The organism is Streptococcus entericus DSM 14446 (genome assembly GCF_000380025.1).
GTDB classification, from domain to species: Bacteria; Bacillota; Bacilli; order Lactobacillales; family Streptococcaceae; genus Streptococcus; species Streptococcus entericus.
This window is the reverse complement of record NZ_KB904158.1, coordinates 41,240-59,633: the sequence shown is the minus strand read 5'-3', so window position 1 is coordinate 59,633 and position 18,394 is coordinate 41,240. Positions and strand designations below refer to the sequence as shown.

Below are 18,394 nucleotides of genomic sequence, written 5' to 3'. Positions count from 1 at the left end.
AAGAAATGATTTACATTAAGGGGGACCGAATTTACTTCACCCCATTTCTAAAAGAGTATGACGTGACAGACCATATCACAACCCTGCTCCAAGAGTTACGAAAACTCAAAGAGAGGTGATGGCTATGGGCTTTATTGATTACTCAAAAGAGCCTACGTCCGATATTGCATTTTTCGATATGAAATCATTCTACGCTAGTGTGGAATGCGTCAGCCGTGGTCTCAATCCATTGACCACTTCTCTCTGCGTCATGAGTAGAGCCGACAACTCTGAAGGATTGATACTGGCCTCATCACCCATGTTCAAAAAAGTTTTTGGCAAGGCTAATGTTGGCAGGTCCTACGACCTCCCCTTTGACATCAAGACAAGAAAATTTAGTCGCTATAATGCTCAAAAACAAGGATTGGAAATTACTCCACAGTACATTTCATTTATTGAACATTGGGCTAGACGAACCTTAATCGTTCCACCTCGAATGGACCAATACATCGAGGTTAATATCCAAATCCAAAATATCCTTTTGAATTTTGCGGCTAGAGAAGATATTTTGCCTTACTCGATTGACGAAGGGTTTATCGATTTAACCTCTTCATTAAATTACTTTGTAGAGGATAAGAACCTTACTCGCAGAGAGAAACTTGACCTGGTATCCGCTAAAATACAACATGATATCTGGAAAGAAACAGGTATCTACTCTACCGTTGGCATGAGCAATGCCAACCCTCTCCTTGCAAAACTAGCTCTTGATAATGAGGCTAAAAAATCTCCGACAATGCGGGCCAACTGGTCCTACGATGATGTTGAAAACAAAGTCTGGGCTATTTCTCCAATGACTGATTTTTGGGGTATTGGTAACCGTACTGAGAAACGACTCCATAAACTAGGTATATTTTCAATCAAAGATTTGGCTAACGTTAACCCTGATATTCTTCAGAAAGAGTTTGGAATCAATGGCGTGCAGCTTTGGTTTCATGCCAACGGTGTTGATGAAAGCAATGTTCATGAGCCTTATAGACCTAAATCAAAAGGTCTGGGTAATTCACAAGTCTTACCTCGTGACTACATCAAGCAATCCGACATCGAGCTAGTCCTAACTGAAATGGCTGAACAGGTTGCTATCAGGCTGAGACGGGCTCATAAGAAAACAACTAATGTTGCTATCCAGGTGGGATACTCAAGGACAGAGCTGAAGAAAGCCATCAATACCCAAACACGAATAGAGCCAACCAACAGCACTCGGATGCTCAAAGATACTGTCCTAAAACTCTTCAGAAGCAAATACACTTCAGGAGCAGTTCGCAGCATTGCCGTACGCTACGATGGCTTTGTGGACGAGAACTACTCTCTGATTTCCCTTTTTGACGATGTTGAAACCATTGAGAAAGAAGAAAAGATACAGAGTACCATTGATTCCATTCGTGACCGTTTTGGTTTTCTTGCTGTCCAAAAAGGAACCGCCCTCTTGGACAGCTCCCGAAATATTGCACGCAGTAAACTAATAGGAGGCCACTCAGCTGGTGGTTTGGAGGGACTAAAATGATTGATCGCTCATATTTACCGTTTGAATCCGCAAGACACTACCAAGACCGAAAAATGCAAAAATGGATGGGATTTTTCTTATCCGAGCATACAAGTGCTCTATCCGAAGATATACACAAGATTACTTTCCTTAGTGACCTAACACTCGAACAAAAATTGCTTTTACTCAGTCAAGTCTATGCGAACCAATTAGTCACTCGCCTACAAGTTAGAGAAGACAAGAGAATAGGATATTTCACAGGCAAAATACCATCAATAACACGAGAGCATATCATTATTCGTACTACAGAAGGGCATATCAACATCCGTATGACTGATATCCTTAGTATTGAACCAGTAGAGGAGATGTTCCATGAATCAGCTTGAATTTCGTAGAAATGAATTACAAATGGACTACTTTAGCGAGAGCTATCAGAGATTTGAAGTTGACTTCTACCGATACTCAGCTTTAAACACACCTTTGACTTTCCTAACAGATGATATCATGAGAAGCATGGCTAAATCACAACAGCCATACTTCAAATTGAATAAGGAAAATGCGAGAGATAATCGGGACCACTACTTCTTATTCAACGTTGAGCCTATCGAGAACAATAAGCTCATCAGAAAATATGTTTACCTAAAGACCGTTAACTCTATAAACTAAAAAGGAGCCGTGCGCTCCTTTTCATATTATGTGACTTTAGTCCGTTTCGCACCTGCGGAGCGAAACGGACTAAAGTCACATAATCAAATAAAAAACCAAGCTAGTTTAGCATAGGTTTTTAAGGAGGAAGCCATGATAAGACACAAATTATTCACCAGTTTACAAGAGGAAGAACATTGGATCAATTCGATTCAATCCGAAGGTTATCAGCTTGTCAAAGTAACTCCGTGGATAGCAGCCTATCATTTTGAAAAATGTAGTCGCCCCCCTCATCCCGTACGCCTTGATTTTCATGAACATATTGCAAAAGGAGAATATTCAAATTACCTCTCTCTATTTGAAGACTGTGGTTGGCAACCTATACAAGGTAGTCGTAGATGTGGCATCCATTATTTTCAACAAACAATCGAAGCTTCAAGCACTGAAATTTTTTCTGATACCGAATCGAAAAAAGCATTCTATTCACGCCACCAAAATTATGCCTACTCCTATTTCGGATTATTTCTGACTTTATTTTTTATCCATTACCAAGTTGGACTCCAAAATGGATACACACTTTGGAATCCTAAATCCTGGTACCTAACTCCAGGACTATGGGAACGAACTGTACCAGTTTTTAGTTTGGTTTTCTCTTTGAAACCCCATTCGCAATGTTTAGAAGCGGCATTATTCCCTTATTTTTCCTTGCTTGGTCTATTTATTTCCTCCATATCGCTGAAAAAGGTAAAAAAGAAGCGAAGAAATTAGAAAAATACTGATGGCATACTATCCAAAAGAAAAAGATTGAAAAGGGTTGACTGCAATCATCTTTTCAATCTTTTTTTACTTTTTACAACTCAACTGTCGCAACTTGACTATCTTTACTTACTTGCCCAAGATTTCCAAGGCTGACAGATTTGATTTCAGCAGTGTTTGTGAAGGCAACAACGATGGTTGTTTCACGTCCTGCTGAGCGAATGGCATCCAGATCTGCGACAAGGAGCAAGTCTCCTGCTTCAATGCGTTGGCCATCTGTTACCTTAGCTGAGAATGGGGCACCGTTTAGTGCAACCGTATCTAGACCGACGTGCACCAAGACTTCTACACCCTTGTCAGACAAAATCCCGACAGCGTGTTTGGTTGGGAAGACACTGGTTACGATACCTGAAACTGGTGCGTAAACATTGCCGGAGCTAGGCTCAACTGCATAACCGTCACCCATCATTTTTTGTGAGAAAACCAGATCTTTCACTTCTGTGATGGCAATGGCTTGCCCTTCAGCAACAGAGTAAACTGTCTCCGTCACACCTTTGAACTGAGTCTCAGGAGCAACTTCTTCTGTCGCAACAATTTCCGTACGAGGGATGGCTACGCCAGATTCTAGTAAGTCTTGAATGTCTGATTTGAGAACATCTGCTTTTGGTCCATAGACTGCTTGAACACCTGAGTCTTTGATAATCAAGCCCATAGCACCAGCCTGTTTCCAAGCATTTTCATCTCCAACCTGTGCCACATCTTTAACACTAACGCGAAGACGAGTCATACAAGCATCCACATCTGCGATATTATCACGACCACCAAGCAAGTTGATGATTTGAACCACTTGCGAATTGGCATCCGCAGTATCTACGTTTGAGTTTGAAACCACATCCGTTGTTTCTGTATCATAGTTACCATTGCGTCCAGCTGTTGCTAGGTTGAATTTCTTAATCATAAAGTTGGCAATGAAGTACATACCAACCGCAAAGAGGGCTGTTACCCAGATAAAGTTAATAACATCCATACCGATACCAGCTTTGATCGCCATCGGTGTACGTGTAAGGAATTCGATATTACCAAATGAATGCATACGCAAGTTGACAATGTCAGCCATGGCAAAAGCCGCACCTTGTACAAAAGCATAAACGACATAGAGTGGCATTGCTGCAAACATGAACATAAACTCAATTGGTTCTGTTACACCTGTCAAGAATACGGCAAGTGCTGAAGAAATAAACATACCTTTGTACTTATGTTTTTTATCTTCATCCACATTGCGGTACATAGCGTAAGTCAATCCCATCAAAATCCCTGATGAACCAATCATTTGACCAACTTTGAAACGGGCTGGAGTAATGTTTGCAAGAAGATCATTGTACTGAGCCATATCACCAGCGTCTTTGAGGTTGATCAAGTCTGTAATCCAAGCCAACCAGAGCGGATCTTGTCCAAATACTTGTGTACCTGCTTGTGCACCTGTCAAGATGTCATAAGTACCACCAAGTGACGTATAGTTCATTGGAATGGTCAACATGTGGTGCAAACCAAATGGAAGAAGCAAACGTTCCAAGGTACCATAAACAAAAGGTGCAAGAATTGGTGCTGTATCCTGTGAGCTTGCAATCCACTTACCAAAGCTGTTAATTCCTGTTTGAACAACTGGCCAAAAGATAGCTAATCCTAGCGCTACAAGAACTGAGCGATAGATAACCACAAATGGTACGAAGCGTTTACCGTTAAAGAAGGTCAAAACATCAGGTAATTTGCGGTAATTGTAGTATTTGTTATAGGTAGTTGCCCCTACAAAACCAGCGATGATACCAACGAAGACACCCATGTTCAGAGCAGGTTGACCCAAGATATTGACGAAGTAGCCTGAAACTGGAATCTCTGTTCCAAAAACAGTGGTTACGGTTGCCGCTGCATCTGCAAGCATATCAGTCTTCACTCCAAAGAAGTGACCTGTAATCAAGTTAATAAGGATGAAGGCAAGACCTGCTGAGAAGGCACCGCCAGCTTTTTCCTTAGCCCAGCTACCACCGATAGCCAAGGCAAAGAGCAAGTGAAGGTTTCCGATAATCCCCCAACCGATTTGGGCGATAATATTCCCGATACGAATCAAGAGTTCTGATTCTGGGCTGATTAACGGAATAGAGTTTCCGATAGAAACCATCAGACCTGCTGCAGGCATAACTGCAATCACGACCATTAAACACTTACCGAATTTTTGCCAAAATTCGAAACTAAGAAATTTTTTCATTTTTTCTCCTTTATTTTTTGGCTCTGTGCCATTTTATACATTAATTTCAACTTCCACACCAAAATGGTCTGAAATAATCGGATGATTCTCTCCATTGAAAATCACTAAGCTGGATAAAACTTCCTTTTTCTGATTTAAGAAAATGTAATCCAATCGTTTTTCCTGACTGTGACCAGCCCAGCCATCGATAGCCTTTTCAACCGTAATCCCCTGGTCTTTTTCCATCGCTAGATTGTATGAATCATAAAGCCCGAGCTCTGTAATCGCTTCGTAGACCTCTCGATCTGAGAAGGCATCGGTATTAAAATCTCCCATGAGAATCTTAAAACGTCTATTGCCAGTCCGTTCCACAATCGTACGAATGTTATCAAGCTGGTCTTCCTCTTCACTCCCTGGAAGATTGATGTGACAAGAATACAGGTCGATCAACTGGTCTTGATAGAAGACCGTCAAGCCCATAATTTTTCGTGATAGGATGGAATCAACAGATTTACTCTGACTACAATAAAATGGATCCACTTCATAAACTGGCAACTTGGTAAGAAAGGCAATCCCTTCTTCGTACTTATCGTAGCCGATATGTGAGTTGCTCCAATAATATGAATAGTCAAATTGTCCCAAGGCTCTTAATTTTTCTAATAAAATCAAGCCATAATTATCCGCCTTCAAGTCTTTCGTTACCAAATCAGCAGTTATGAGCTGATTGACCTCTTGAAGAGCGATGACATCATAAGCCTTTTCAGCTATTGTTTTGGCTAAAACATCTAGTTTTTCATCCTGCCTTTCTTCTAACCAGGCATGGACATTAATTGTTAGTAATTTCATTGCTCCCCCTCTCTCTGAAAATGCATAACCGTTTTCTTTTATAGAAATAGTATAACGTAAACGTTTGCGTTAGTCAATAGATTTTCCGTAATATTTTAAACTTTTACATAAAACTTGTGTATTCTACTAAATAAAATAGATGTATTGCCCCTTTCTGGCTCTTTTATGATATACTAATGGGTAGAAAGACAGGAAACTATGAGTAAGTATAAAAAAGTTTATCAAGATATTAAGAAAAAAATCGAAGAGCAGGTTTGGTCAACCGGACAGGCCCTACCGACAGAAAATGAATTAATGGAAGTGTACTCCTACTCCAAGGACACCATTCGCAAAGCACTATCTCTTCTTGAAATGGATGGTTATATTCAAAAAAAACAGGGGAAATCTTCTATTGTTATCGAACATGGTCTAATGAAGGACCAATATCTTTCTGAAATTAAAACAGTGGGCGAATTAAACAAAAAATCACAGCACCAAATTCAGACCCAGCTTACATCGCTTTATATTATTCAAGGCCAAGAAGATTTAATGTCAACTTTCGAAGTTGATGATAAGGTAGATTTCTATCGAGTGAGTCGGGTACGGACAATTGACGGTGAGCGGTTGGAATATGACATTTCCTATTTCGACCGTAGGGTCGTTCCATATCTCAGTAAAGAAATTGCCGAAAGCTCTATTTACCGCTACTTAGAAGAAGAACTCCATTTAACAATTTCTCATTCCAGACGTGAAATCTCCTTCCGTTTTGCAAACGAAGAAGAAAAACAATTGATGGATTTAGGGGACTATGACATGGTCGTCGTAGTCACTAGCATCACCTATCTTTCAAATGGTCAAGCTTTCCAGTATGGGACTATTAGCTATCGGCCTGATAAGGTAAGCTTTGTATCAATGGCGAAACGGTAAAAGGAAACTTTCGATTTTTTCGACCAAGTGTATAAAACTTCTAGAATTTTATAGTTATAAAAAGAATGTCTCCGCTTTTTTGCAGAGACATTCTTTGCATTTATATACTAAGGAGAGCACCAATAATGATAAAAACTGGTAGTTTTTATTCTTCAACACATAGGAAGAATTGATCTGATAAGTTTTGGAGTGGTTCAATCAACTTTCCTACTAATTGTTGGAATTCAATTAGTTACTGTGCCAGATGTCTTGATTGTACTGTTCAATAGTACGGTCAGATGAGAAGAATCCAGCTTTGGCAATGTTGTGAACAACTTTCTTGTTCCATGAATCTTGATCTTCGTAATCTGCAAAGACTTGTTCTTTTACTTCAATGTATTCAGCCAAGTCAATCAAGGTCATGAACCAGTCTTTCGAAATCAATTCATGGTGCAGACGACCAAGACGTTCTTCGTTACCAAGTGCTTTTACCTCATCGCTAACGATAAAGTCAACTGCACGTTTGATATTGGCATCGCCATTGTAATAGTCCGCAGATACATATCCAGCCTTATCGTACAAGTCGATGATGGTATCTGAATCTTTACCAAATGTATAGATGTTGTCCATACCAGCCAACTCAGCAATCTCAACGTTGGCACCGTCCATGGTACCAAGTGTCAATGCACCGTTCAACATGAATTTCATGTTACCAGTACCTGACGCTTCTTTAGAAGCCAATGAGATTTGTTCTGAAATATCTGTTGCAGGGATCAATTTTTCAGCAACTGTCACATTGTAGTTTTCTACCAAGTGAACACTGAGGTATTTATTTACTTCTGGGTCATTGTTGATCAACTCTGACAAGCAAAGAATCAAATGAATGATGTCTTGAGCGATAATATAAGCTGGAGCTGCTTTACCACCGAAGATAACAGTGATTTTACGTTTCGGAAGGTTACCATTCTTGATTTCAAGGTATTTATGGATAACATACAAGGCATTCATTTGTTGGCGTTTGTACTCATGGAAACGTTTGATTTGTGTATCAATAATAGAATTTTCATCCAGCTCGATACCTTTGTTGTCTTTAAGGTAACGTTTGAGAGCCAACTTATTGTTGAACTTGATTTCAGCCAACTTGGCATGAACTTCCTTGTCATCAGCAAAGGCAAGTAATTTTTCAAGTTTAGTCGCATCTGTCAAGTATTCATCGCCGATCAATTCTTTGATGTAGTCAGCGAGGTCTTGGTTGGCAAATTCCAACCAACGGCGGAAAGTGATACCGTTTGTTTTATTGTTGAATTTTTCTGGGTAAAGCTCGTAGAAAGCTTTCAATTCAGAGTTTTTGAGGATTTCTGTGTGAAGCGCAGCTACACCGTTCACTGAGTTAGAGAAGTGGATATCCATGTGAGCCATGTGTACACGACCTGATTCATCAATGATTTGGACTGCTGGGTCTTTAATTTCTGCACGAATAAGGGCATCCAATTCTTTGATGATATCAACCAAGTGTGGCACCACTTCTTCAAGGAACTCAAGTGGCCATTTTTCAAGTGCTTCCGCCAAGATAGTGTGGTTTGTGTAACCAGTCATATTCTTAACGATGGCAACTGCTTCCGCAAATTCAATACCATGCTTTTCAGTCAAAAGACGGATCAACTCAGGAATCACCATTGATGGGTGAGTATCGTTGATTTGCACATAAGCGTAGTCAGCCAAGTCATGCAAGTTTGAACCGCGCTCAATTGCTTCATCAATCAAAAGTTGAGCAGCATTTGATACCATGAAATATTGTTGGTAGATACGGAGCAATTCACCATTCTTATCAGAATCATCTGGGTACAAGAAGAGTGTCAAGTTTTCTTTAATATCAGTCTTGTCAAATGAAATAGCATCTGTAATCAAGTCATAGTTTACTGACTCAACATCAAACAAATTGAGGTAGTTCTTAGTCTCTTTTTTATAGCCAAGAATATCAAGACGATCCAATTTTGATTTCAAAGTGAAGTTTTTGAATGGAACATCATAGCTGATAGTTGTTGGAATCAACCAAGAATCATTTTCGATCCAGAAGTTTGGCTCTGCTTCTTGCTCATTTTTCTTAAATACTTGGCGGAAAAGACCACAGTGGTAGTTCAGACCAACACCTTCACCGTTGATGGCAAGTGTTGACATAGAATCAACGAAACATGAAGCTAGACGTCCCAAACCACCGTTACCAAGTGATGGTTCTGGTTCAACATCTTCAACTTGAGCCAATGATTTACCAGCTGCTGCCAATTCTTCTTGAACGTCTTTGTACACGCCCAAGTTAATCAAGTTGTTTGACAAGAGTTTACCGATAAGGAACTCCGCTGAGATATAGTAAACTTTACGTTTTCCTGTGTTTTTTGGTTTTGTAGCTGCAGCTTCTTTTACGTAGTTTAACAATTGAAGATAGATTTCTTCATTTGTCAAATCAGCTAATTTCTTCGAAGTGTTTGTTTCTGCAAATGTTGTAAATTTAGTCATGGTTTTCATTTCCTCGTTGGTATAGTAATGTCATTTTGGTCAAGAAGTCTTTGCGTTCTTGGGTCAAGTCTTCAGCTTTCATGCGCCATTCCCAGTTTCCACCGATAGTTGACGGCATATTCATTCGACTTTCTTCACCCAAGTCTAGGACGTCTTGCATGGTTGCAATAGCTGTATCACTCACTGTTGCAAACAGCATACGGAGCATAGCTTGGCTAACTTTTTCAATCGGCTTACGGTTGCTGTAGGCGTCCACGTATTCTTGTTGTTCTGGATCAAGATTGTTGTACCAGCCATTGACAACCTCATTATCGTGAGTTCCAGTGTAGGCGACTGAATTTGGAATGCAACGGTGTGGAGCATCGATACTCTTACCTGTTACATCAAAGAAACCAAATTCTAAGATTTTCATACCTGGATAGCCACAATCTGCAAGCAATTTGCGTGCTTTAGCGTCAATGTTTCCAAGGTCTTCTGCAATGATTGGAAGGTCTCCAAGTGTTTCTTTGACAGCCTTGAAGAGATTGTAGCCAGGACCTGGTTCCCAGGTACCAACCTTAGCTACTTCTGCCTTACCATCAACTTGCCAGAAGTCTGAGAAACCTTTGAAATGGTCAATCCGAAGGACATCATAAAGTTTGAAACTTTCATGGATACGATAAATCCACCAGTTATAGCCTGTTTTTTCATGTTCTGGCCAATCATAAATAGGATTTCCCCATAATTGACCATCTGCCGAAAAGTTATCAGCTGGTACACCTGCTACATAAAGCGGCTTGCGTTCACTGTCCAATTTGAATAGTTGGGTTTTTGTCCACACTTCAACGCTATCAGCAGAAACATAGATTGGCATGTCTCCGATGATTTTGATGTGGTGTTTGTTGGCATATTCTTTCAATTGTTTCCATTGGCTGAAGAAGAAATACTGTGTGACTTTGTAGTAGTCGATTTGATTTGCCAATTCTAAGCGGTACTTATCAAGAGCTTCCTCGTTGCGAGCTACAACTTTTTTATCTTCCCATTCTTGGAGAGCTTTATTACCAAAGTATTCCTTGATAGCCATGAACTCAGCATAATCTGTCAACCAAGATGAGTTAGCCTTTTCAAACTCTAGAAAAGCAGCTTTCTTCTTATCATCTTGCAAAAATGCTTGAACCGCCTTCTCCAAAATTGGTCGGCGAACTTGATAGATAAGAGCATAGTCTACTTTTTCAGGATTATCTCCAAAATTTACATCTTGGAAATCTTCTGTTGCCAATAAGCCGTCTTCAACCAATAGGTCAAAGTCTATCAAGTGTGTATTTCCTGCAATAGCAGAGAAAGACTGGTAAGGAGAATCTCCATAGCTTGTAGTTGTTAGTGGTAAAATCTGCCAGTAGGTTTGCTTGGTTTCCACCAAGAAATCTACAAAATCATAGGCAGACTGTCCAAAAGTACCAATACCAAACTTACCTGGAAGTGAGGTAATATGCATCAAAATTCCACTGGTACGATTTGTCATAAAAACGTTTTCCTTTCTGTCGGTTACGAATATAGTTTAACGCAAATGTTTGCATTAGTCAATAGGTTTTCCGTAATATTTTAAACTTTTACGTAAAACTTGTGTATTCTACTAAAATCATGGCCACCCGTCTAACGGGTGGTTTGAACAGGGGCTATAAGCCCACATCACCAGCCAGCGCCTAAAGACGCTGGCTTTCACTTTGTTCAAGCCTAACTGCTTTTGACTCGTCACTAGCCTCTTAAAGAGGCGCTAGTACTACTTACCATTATCCCTAAAGGGATCTTCATATTCTTTCACACTCAGTTTATCAAGTGCGATATCATGTTTTTCTTGATCCTGTATCTATTTTTTATGGTGGCTTCATTAAGTCCTACCGTGCTCACGTAATAACCCTCTGCCCAAAAATAGCGATTTCCAAACTTGTATTTAAGATTGGCGTGTTTATCAAACATCATAAGAGCACTCTTACCTTTTAAATAGCCCATGAAACTGGAAACGCTGATTCTTGGTGGAATACTAACTAGCATATGAACATGATCTGGCATTAAATGTCCTTCTATAATTTCAACACCTTTATAGCCACACAAACGACGGAATATCTCTCCTAAACTGCTTCGATATTGATTATAAATGACTTTTCGCTTTACTTTAGGCTTGAACACCTTTATTGTATCGCGTTTGGAGTTTTTTTGGTATAACCTTCGATGCGCACCCGCATAGCGGGTGGTTTATTTGTTTCGCACCTGCGGAGCGAAACGGACTAAAGTCACATAATCATAGAACCCTTGAAATCAAGCTATTTCAACGGTTCTTGAGGATAAAATTGTATCATTTTCTATACTCTTACTTCTGTCGACCATAGCGGTGATTTAAGAGAGAGGGGGGGACATCTATTCCCTCGTACTCCTTTACCCATGTCCCCACCTTGTGTCTACGGAAATAAATATCTCTCAAATTCACCAGCATCATAACTACTTCCACTGAGGTCGTCGCTCTAATACTTCCCCACCCAAAGCTAAAAAGCCTTGTCTCCAAGGCTTTTAATAGGCTTTCGTTCAAAGGTTTCTAGGCTTTCACCAGCAGACCAACTACCTCGACGTGATGCGTCTGTGGGAACAAGTCCACTGGTTGCACCTTGGTCAGCTGGTAGCCGAGTTCTTGGTAAAGCTTAATATCACGCGCCATGGTGGCTGGATTGCAGGAGATGTAGGTGATTTTTTCTGGGGACATGGCAGAGCTGGCACGGATAAAGCTTTCTGTTAACCCTTTTCGTGGTGGATCGACGATAATGACCTTGGGGCGAAGCCCCTCACTCTGCCATTTTGCCATTGCAGCCTCAGCCGTATCACAGACATAATGGGCGTTGGTGATGCCGTTGTTCTGAGCATTTTTCATAGCGTCTGCGACAGCCTTGTCCACGACCTCGACCCCGTAAACAGCCTTGACCTGACCTGCTAAGGAGAGACCGATGGTGCCAATTCCAGAATAGGCATCAATAACGACATCATCTGTGCTCAACTCTGAAAAATCAATTGCCGTCTGGTAGAGTTGCTCAGCCATTTCCGTGTTAACCTGATAAAAGGACTGGGCTGAAATAGCGTAGGTATTGCCCAAGAGCTGGTCCTCAATCGTATCATGACCGTAGAGCGTGATGAACTCCTGACCAAAAATCACGTTAGTCGCTTGGTCATTGATGTTCTGGATAATGGAAATGAGATGAGGGAAGTCAGCTGTCAGCCGCTCGATGAGCTGCTCAACACGGAAAATCTTGGGACGGGTCGTCACAATCACCAACATCAGCTGCCCTGTCGCATAGCCACGACGGACCACGAGGTGGCGAACCAGTCCAGCTCCCGTCGCCTCATCATAGGGTTTGATGTCAAACCGACGAAGCAAGTCTCGCGTCGCCTTAATCAAGCGGTCAATCTCTGGATGCTGGATATAATAATCCTCAATCGGCATGAGGTCATGCGACCCTTTTCGGAAAAAGCCTGTCTCAAGCTGTCCATTGACACGGCGGACAGGAATAGCTGCCTTGTTGCGATAAGCCAGAGGTTGCGCCATACCGAGAGTATCCAAAATAGGAACATTCGTAATCCCTGCAATCTTGTTCAGAGCAGCCTTGACCTGATTGGTCTTAAACACCAACTGCTGGTCATAGGTCAAGTGCCCCAGATCTGCAATCCCCGTCCGTAGATAGGTCGTATCAAGCGCCTGATTGCGGTGGGGGGACAGGCTGTGATAGGTCTCCACCTTACCAAAGCCAACCGATTTTTTGACCTTCAAGACCCGCATGGCAATCCGCTCACCTGGGAGGGCATTGTCCACAAAGAAGACTAGCCCATCATGCTTGGCAACGCCTTGCCCCTCATGGGTCAAGTCGACAATTTCAACATCAATCACATCGTTTTTTTGTAGCATCTTTTCTCTTTTCTATTCATAAAAATTGGAGCAACATCTCGTCACTCCAATTATACCATATTTAGCCTTTCCTATAACAAGTGACAAACAATAAGTTCTATGTTATAATATCTCTATAGTTTAGAGGATAAAGGAATTTTTTATGAAACGCTTTTTTAATCTGATGATTGTTACTATATTGTCGCTTGGGTTAATGGCCTGTTCAAAAACCAATCAGACTGATGAAACAACTTCTCCTGTTGAATCTCAACAAATTGTAGCCAAGCACTCTGATATTCGACTCAAATTTAATGACATTAGTCTTGCCAAAGCAGATCAAGAATTTAAAGGCGGGACAAATCTCGCAAAACTTAAAGAATTATTTGGAGAACCTGTTTCCCACGAACAAGCACCTGCTGGCGATGTCACGCTTGATGTGTACCGCTGGCAGTTTGAACATGTTGAAGTCCTTGTCCAACTCTACCAAGACAGCGCCATCGCACGTTCAATCTCTAATTTTTACTTTATCAGAGATCCCAAGATTGATGCAAAAACCTTTGAACAGCTTAAAGAAGGCATGACCTATACACAAGCAGTTGACCTCTTAGGTGAACCTGATGTCCTCTCTCAAGGAGTATCCTCTGACAAGGAAGAACTCCAAGCACTCTGGGTAAGCGGCTTGAAAACAGACAATCAAGCGCAACTTCAGCTCCTCTTTGAGAACAATGCACTCAAAACGAAAAATCAACAAGGTCTCTCTGACTAATCATTAGAAAAAGAATACTGGCATATCCAGCATTCTTTTTTTACTGTCTGTAAACAGCTAATGGAGAGAAACTTTGGCTAGTTGGCATAACTTCTAAACGGTTGATGTTGATATGTGGTGGCTGTTGAAACAACCATGTGACCATCTGCGCGATATCCTCAGGTTGGAGACTGTTTGTGCCGTCATAAAGTTCCTGTGCACGTTGGGCATCACCTTTGAAGCGAACAGTCGAAAATTCTGTACCTCCTGAAAGACCAGGTTCAAGGTTGGTCACACGAACGCCCGTACCTGATAAATCCGCCCTTAAATTCAGGCTAAACTGTTTCATGAACGCCTTGGTCGCCCCATAAATATTCCCACCTGGATAAGGGTAAGTACCTGCAATAGAGCCAATGTTAATGATATAGCCCTTCTGTTCAACAAGGGTAGGCAAGAGCTGGTGCGTCAGATAAGTCATACCAACAACATTTGTTGTTAGCATGACTTCCCAGTCAGCAAAATCTGCTTCCTGTGCCTTATCAAGCCCCAAGGCTAAACCAGCATTGTTTACTAAGCCTGATATCACCACGCCTTGCTCACGCAGTTCCGACAGCGCAGCCGTCACAGAAGCCTTATCACTCACGTCCATCTGAATTGGAATAAATCGTTCTCCTAGTTCTGCTTTTAAGCTCTGCAATTTATCAAAACGCCTCGCTGCACCAACAACTGTATAGCCAGCGCTCACCAAATTATGGCAAATGGCACGCCCAAAACCTGCGGAAGCGCCTGTTACTAAAATACTTGTCATGTCATATCCTCCCATTCTACGATGTATTATACCACATTTTTCGTGAAAGCGTTGACTGCGGCTTGACTTTGTTTTGAGATAGCAGTACAATAAATTTGAACTATTAAATCTAAAGGAGATGATGTTATGATTCGTTTTGACCATGTGTCTAAACTTTATGGAGAATTTGAGGCACTATCTGACCTTAATCTAACCATTAACAACGGAGAAATTTTTGGACTTATCGGTCACAATGGTGCTGGCAAAACTACAACGATCAGTCTCTTGACCTCTATTATTCAGGCTACTTATGGGGAGATTTATGTTGATGACCTGCTCCTGACCCAGCACCGCGACGCCATTAAAAAACGGATTGCCTACGTGCCCGATTCACCTGACATCTTTCTACATCTGACAGCGCGTGAGTATTGGCAGTTTTTAGCGAGCATTTATGGAGTGTCTAAGGACATGGCAGAGCAGCGTATTAGTGACCTTTGTGCTCTGTTTGACATGACTGATAAGCAGGATAATCTCATCGATAGCTTTTCGCATGGGATGCGGCAAAAAGCAATCATCATCGGTGCCCTTATTCCAAATCCTGACATCTGGATTTTAGACGAGCCCTTGACTGGGTTAGACCCACAAGCTTCATTTGACCTCAAACATCTCATGAAAGAACATGCCCAAGCTGGACATACCGTACTGTTTTCAACCCATGTCTTATCAGTAGCAGAGCAGCTGTGTGACCGTATAGGGATCTTGAAAAAAGGGCAACTTATCTTTGTTGGAACCTTGGACGACTTGCGCCAAACTTACCCAGACAAGGACTTAGAGACCATTTATCTGGAGCTGGCTGGTCGTCAGCAAGAAAGTGCAGGTAGCTGAGATGAATTGGAACAATGTCAAAGAACTTCTAAATATTAACTTCCTCGCTGCTCATCCTCAAGTCACCTCACAGGTTCAAGCCAAGCAAGCCCAAAAACCAAAGAAAAAGTTTTCAGCAATTAGGGGCGTTCGTAACCAATTCCTCATACTCAGCCTTGTTTTCTTTGTCCTCTATTCAACCATGTTTATCGGTATTGATTACAGCAAGTCACCAGGCTATTTCTCAATACAACTCGCCTTGTTTAGCTTGATTGCGCTGGGAACTGGCTTTAACAGCCTGTTTGCCGTCTTTTACGACAGTAAAGACACCAAGCTTTACCTCTCTTTACCGGTCAAGTCAGAGGAAGTCTATCTGGCTAAGCTACTAGCCGCTCAGCCTGCTATTCTGACCTACCTCATTCCTCTCTTGTCTCTACTAGCCATCGCCTACTGGCAGATTGGCTCGCCAGTCATTGCAATAGTATTGACACTTCCTATGTTTTTACTCTTGCTACTGGCCATCAATACGGTGTCACTCCTTCTTCTGGATAGAATTGGTCAAGTCCTTGAAAAAAGTCGCCATAAAAAAATCATCTCAACAGGTCTAGTTGTGCTATCAACTCTTCTGTCTGTTGGTCTAATTTTTTTAGTGCAAAGTAGCTCAACTAGTGTTCGTCTGTCTGACGACGGTGGTCTAATCACGGCTAAGATTCCTTACTTTATTGGATTTTATCATGTTGTGTCAAACCCATTTAGCCTCGATAGTGTCCTGCACTTCTGGCTACCTAATGCCCTCCTGCTTGCCTTGGTCATCTATATTCTAAAACGAGTTATTCCGACATACTTTGACCAAATGCTAAAAATCAGTGCCAACCAAGGGCAGGTGACACGCAAAAAACGAACAAACTCAAAAGAATACAGCCTAAAAGAGGCCATCGTTCGTCATCATCTTAGTACGATAAAAGACGGCAACTTGCTCATGCAGGCTTTCTTGATGCCTTTGATTGTCGGGTTTAGCGGCTTGATGCCCATTGTCGGCTCTAAGGGTACTGATTTTTCAGTTATTGCGCCGAGTTACTATGGCACTGCTTTGATTTTAGGTTTAATGCTAGGCGCATTGACAACTGGTGCGACAAGCCTCTTGTCTGTAGGGATCTCCCTCGAACGGGAAAATCTAAACTTTATCCGCACCCTACCGATTAATTTTATTAGCTTTTTACAGTCAAAATTTTATACCCTTCTCTTGGTTCAAATCGTTCCAATTCTCGCACTTCATATTCTAGGTGGACTGATACTCAGACTATCCCCACTCCTCATCCTTGCTTACACCATTGGTTATTTGGCAGCCGCTTATTTAGTCGGTCTAAGGGCTTACCGACGAGATTACAAGCTCTTAGACCTTAACTGGCAAAACATTAACCAGCTCTTTAGCCGTGGCCATGGTCAGTGGGTTGTCGCTTTTACCATGCTTGGGGTTATGTTTCTTGGAATGTTCATTATCATTGGCTCAATCATTATGAGTAGCTTTGTCTCAGCTCACCTGATTAGCGCAGGACTGACCGCCCTCGCTTTCGTCATTCTACTCATCGCCTATTGGTTTGTCGGTCGCGGTTTCTGGAAAACATTTGAATAAACCATGGATAACTAAAAAAAGAAGTGAGGTCACTTCTTTTTTTAGTTATCTAAGGTTTGTGCTGCGGTAATGATTGACAGCTTGTAAATGTCTTCTGAACTTGATCCGCGTGATAGGTCATTAATTGGTTTGTTAAGACCTTGTAAGATTGGACCAACGGCTTCAAACATTCCCAAGCGTTGCGCAATCTTATAGCCGATGTTCCCTGACTGCAGGTCTGGGAAGATAAAGACGTTTGCCTGACCGGCAACTGGGCTATCAGGAGCTTTGAGTTTAGCTGTAGCCTCAACAAAAGCTGCGTCAAACTGGAGTTCACCGTCCAAGGCCAAGTCAGGGCGAGATTCTTTTGCCAGACGAGTCGCTTCAGCAACTTTTTCAACCTGAGCACCGCTACCACTTCCCATCGTTGAGAAACTGAGCATAGCAACTTTAGGGTCAATGTCAAAGATTTTTGCAGTATCAGCTGTGCTGATTGCAATTTCAGCTAATTCTTGAGCATTTGGATCAATGTTAATCGCACAGTCAGCAAAAATGTAACGTTCATTAGTATTTTCACGGTTCATCAGAAAAACGCCTGAAGTCCGTGAGATACCTGGTTTTGTCTTAATGATTTGTAGGGCTGGACGAACCGTATCCGCTGTTGAATGAATAGCACCAGAAACCATCCCGTCTGCCAAGCCCATTTGCACTAGCATCACGCCAAAATAGTTCACATCACGCAAAATCGTTTCAGCATCTTCTGGGCTGACTTTGCCTTTACGAATCTCAACAAAAAGCTCTTTCATCTGATTAAAATCAGCATAGTCATTTGGGTTGATAATCTCGATACCAGGGTTAGCAAAGCCAAGGTCTGTCAATAAGCTATGAACATCCCGAGGATTACCAAGGATAATTGGCTCAGCCAGACCTTCAAATTTCATACGAGCTGCGGCACGAACCACACGATGGTCATTGCCCTCAGGGAAGACAATCTTGATGTGCTTACCAACAATTTTCTGCTTTAATTCACCAAATAAATTCCGAATTTCCATCTCGAACTCCTTGTTCCTATGTT

The 18,394-nt window shown here is 41.6% G+C and carries 15 protein-coding genes and 1 pseudogene; 8 read left to right on the top strand and 8 right to left on the bottom strand.

Translation table 11 applies throughout. The features are described from left to right. The first annotated feature begins 124 nt into the window (after positions 1-124). The 4 genes from A3GW_RS0103340 to A3GW_RS10745 all read left to right on the top strand — a co-directional run bounded on the left by A3GW_RS0103340 (position 125) and on the right by A3GW_RS10745 (position 2,932). Complete coding sequence (locus A3GW_RS0103340; protein ID WP_026216569.1) at positions 125-1,540, top strand: Y-family DNA polymerase; 1,416 nt, start codon at positions 125-127, stop codon at positions 1,538-1,540. Beyond that, positions 1,537-1,905 carry a hypothetical protein gene (locus A3GW_RS0103335; RefSeq protein WP_018367905.1) on the top strand — a complete coding sequence of 123 codons (369 nt, stop codon included), beginning with the start codon at positions 1,537-1,539 and terminating at the stop codon, positions 1,903-1,905. The genes A3GW_RS0103340 and A3GW_RS0103335 overlap by 4 nt, the downstream gene beginning before the upstream one ends. Next, complete coding sequence (locus A3GW_RS0103330) at positions 1,892-2,185, top strand: DUF5960 family protein (RefSeq protein ID WP_018367904.1); 294 nt, start codon at positions 1,892-1,894, stop codon at positions 2,183-2,185. The genes A3GW_RS0103335 and A3GW_RS0103330 overlap by 14 nt, the downstream gene beginning before the upstream one ends. 132 nt (positions 2,186-2,317) lie before the next feature. After that, positions 2,318-2,932, top strand: coding sequence for a DUF2812 domain-containing protein (locus A3GW_RS10745; RefSeq protein WP_233275307.1), 615 nt, complete (start codon positions 2,318-2,320; stop codon positions 2,930-2,932). An 82-nt stretch (positions 2,933-3,014) separates the two neighbouring features. On the opposite strand, the gene A3GW_RS0103320 is transcribed toward A3GW_RS10745, so the two are convergent. Together A3GW_RS0103320 and A3GW_RS0103315 are read right to left on the bottom strand one after the other, a co-directional pair. Continuing rightward, complete coding sequence (locus A3GW_RS0103320; protein WP_018367903.1) at positions 3,015-5,183, bottom strand: PTS transporter subunit IIBC; 2,169 nt, start codon at positions 5,181-5,183, stop codon at positions 3,015-3,017. Positions 5,184-5,216: 33 nt separating this feature from the next. Then, a complete protein-coding gene (locus A3GW_RS0103315) occupies positions 5,217-6,008 on the bottom strand; it encodes an endonuclease/exonuclease/phosphatase family protein (protein ID WP_018367902.1) in 792 nt (263 codons plus the stop codon). Positions 6,009-6,206: 198 nt separating this feature from the next. On the opposite strand from A3GW_RS0103315, the gene A3GW_RS0103310 reads away from it, so the two are divergent. Next, positions 6,207-6,914: a UTRA domain-containing protein gene (locus tag A3GW_RS0103310; protein ID WP_018367901.1), complete on the top strand. Its 708-nt coding sequence runs from the start codon at positions 6,207-6,209 to the stop codon at positions 6,912-6,914. A gap of 228 nt (positions 6,915-7,142) precedes the next feature. Here A3GW_RS0103310 and glgP read toward each other — a convergent pair whose 3' ends face one another. From glgP to rlmD, 4 genes and pseudogenes are all read right to left on the bottom strand, one after another. Continuing rightward, positions 7,143-9,407, bottom strand: a complete 2,265-nt coding sequence (glgP, locus tag A3GW_RS0103305) for a glycogen/starch/alpha-glucan family phosphorylase (protein WP_026216568.1) — start codon at positions 9,405-9,407, stop codon at positions 7,143-7,145. After that, positions 9,400-10,908 carry a 4-alpha-glucanotransferase gene (gene malQ, locus A3GW_RS0103300; protein WP_018367899.1) on the bottom strand — a complete coding sequence of 503 codons (1,509 nt, stop codon included), beginning with the start codon at positions 10,906-10,908 and terminating at the stop codon, positions 9,400-9,402. Before malQ ends, glgP begins: the two co-directional genes overlap by 8 nt. Positions 10,909-11,166: 258 nt before the next feature. Continuing rightward, positions 11,167-11,579: pseudogene (tnpA, locus tag A3GW_RS10740) on the bottom strand (IS200/IS605 family transposase). A gap of 397 nt (positions 11,580-11,976) precedes the next feature. Beyond that, positions 11,977-13,332, bottom strand: coding sequence for a 23S rRNA (uracil(1939)-C(5))-methyltransferase RlmD (gene rlmD / locus A3GW_RS0103290; protein ID WP_018367898.1), 1,356 nt, complete (start codon positions 13,330-13,332; stop codon positions 11,977-11,979). 142 nt (positions 13,333-13,474) lie between these two features. Between rlmD and A3GW_RS0103285 the strand changes: the two genes are divergently transcribed. Further along, positions 13,475-14,077 carry a DUF3862 domain-containing protein gene (locus tag A3GW_RS0103285; RefSeq protein ID WP_018367897.1) on the top strand — a complete coding sequence of 201 codons (603 nt, stop codon included), beginning with the start codon at positions 13,475-13,477 and terminating at the stop codon, positions 14,075-14,077. Positions 14,078-14,117: 40 nt separating this feature from the next. Here A3GW_RS0103285 and A3GW_RS0103280 read toward each other — a convergent pair whose 3' ends face one another. Next, the gene (locus A3GW_RS0103280; protein WP_018367896.1) at positions 14,118-14,864 is read right to left on the bottom strand and encodes an SDR family NAD(P)-dependent oxidoreductase; all 747 of its coding nucleotides are present in this window, start codon (positions 14,862-14,864) and stop codon (positions 14,118-14,120) included. A 126-nt stretch (positions 14,865-14,990) separates the two neighbouring features. Here A3GW_RS0103280 and A3GW_RS0103275 point away from each other — a divergent pair, with 126 nt between their 5' ends. Continuing rightward, positions 14,991-15,728, top strand: a complete 738-nt coding sequence (locus A3GW_RS0103275) for an ABC transporter ATP-binding protein (protein WP_018367895.1) — start codon at positions 14,991-14,993, stop codon at positions 15,726-15,728. Position 15,729: 1 nt separating this feature from the next. After that, complete coding sequence (locus tag A3GW_RS0103270; protein ID WP_018367894.1) at positions 15,730-17,340, top strand: hypothetical protein; 1,611 nt, start codon at positions 15,730-15,732, stop codon at positions 17,338-17,340. Between the two features lie 41 nt (positions 17,341-17,381). On the opposite strand, the gene pta is transcribed toward A3GW_RS0103270, so the two are convergent. After that, complete coding sequence (gene pta, locus A3GW_RS0103265; protein ID WP_018367893.1) at positions 17,382-18,371, bottom strand: phosphate acetyltransferase; 990 nt, start codon at positions 18,369-18,371, stop codon at positions 17,382-17,384. Positions 18,372-18,394 lie beyond the last annotated feature (23 nt).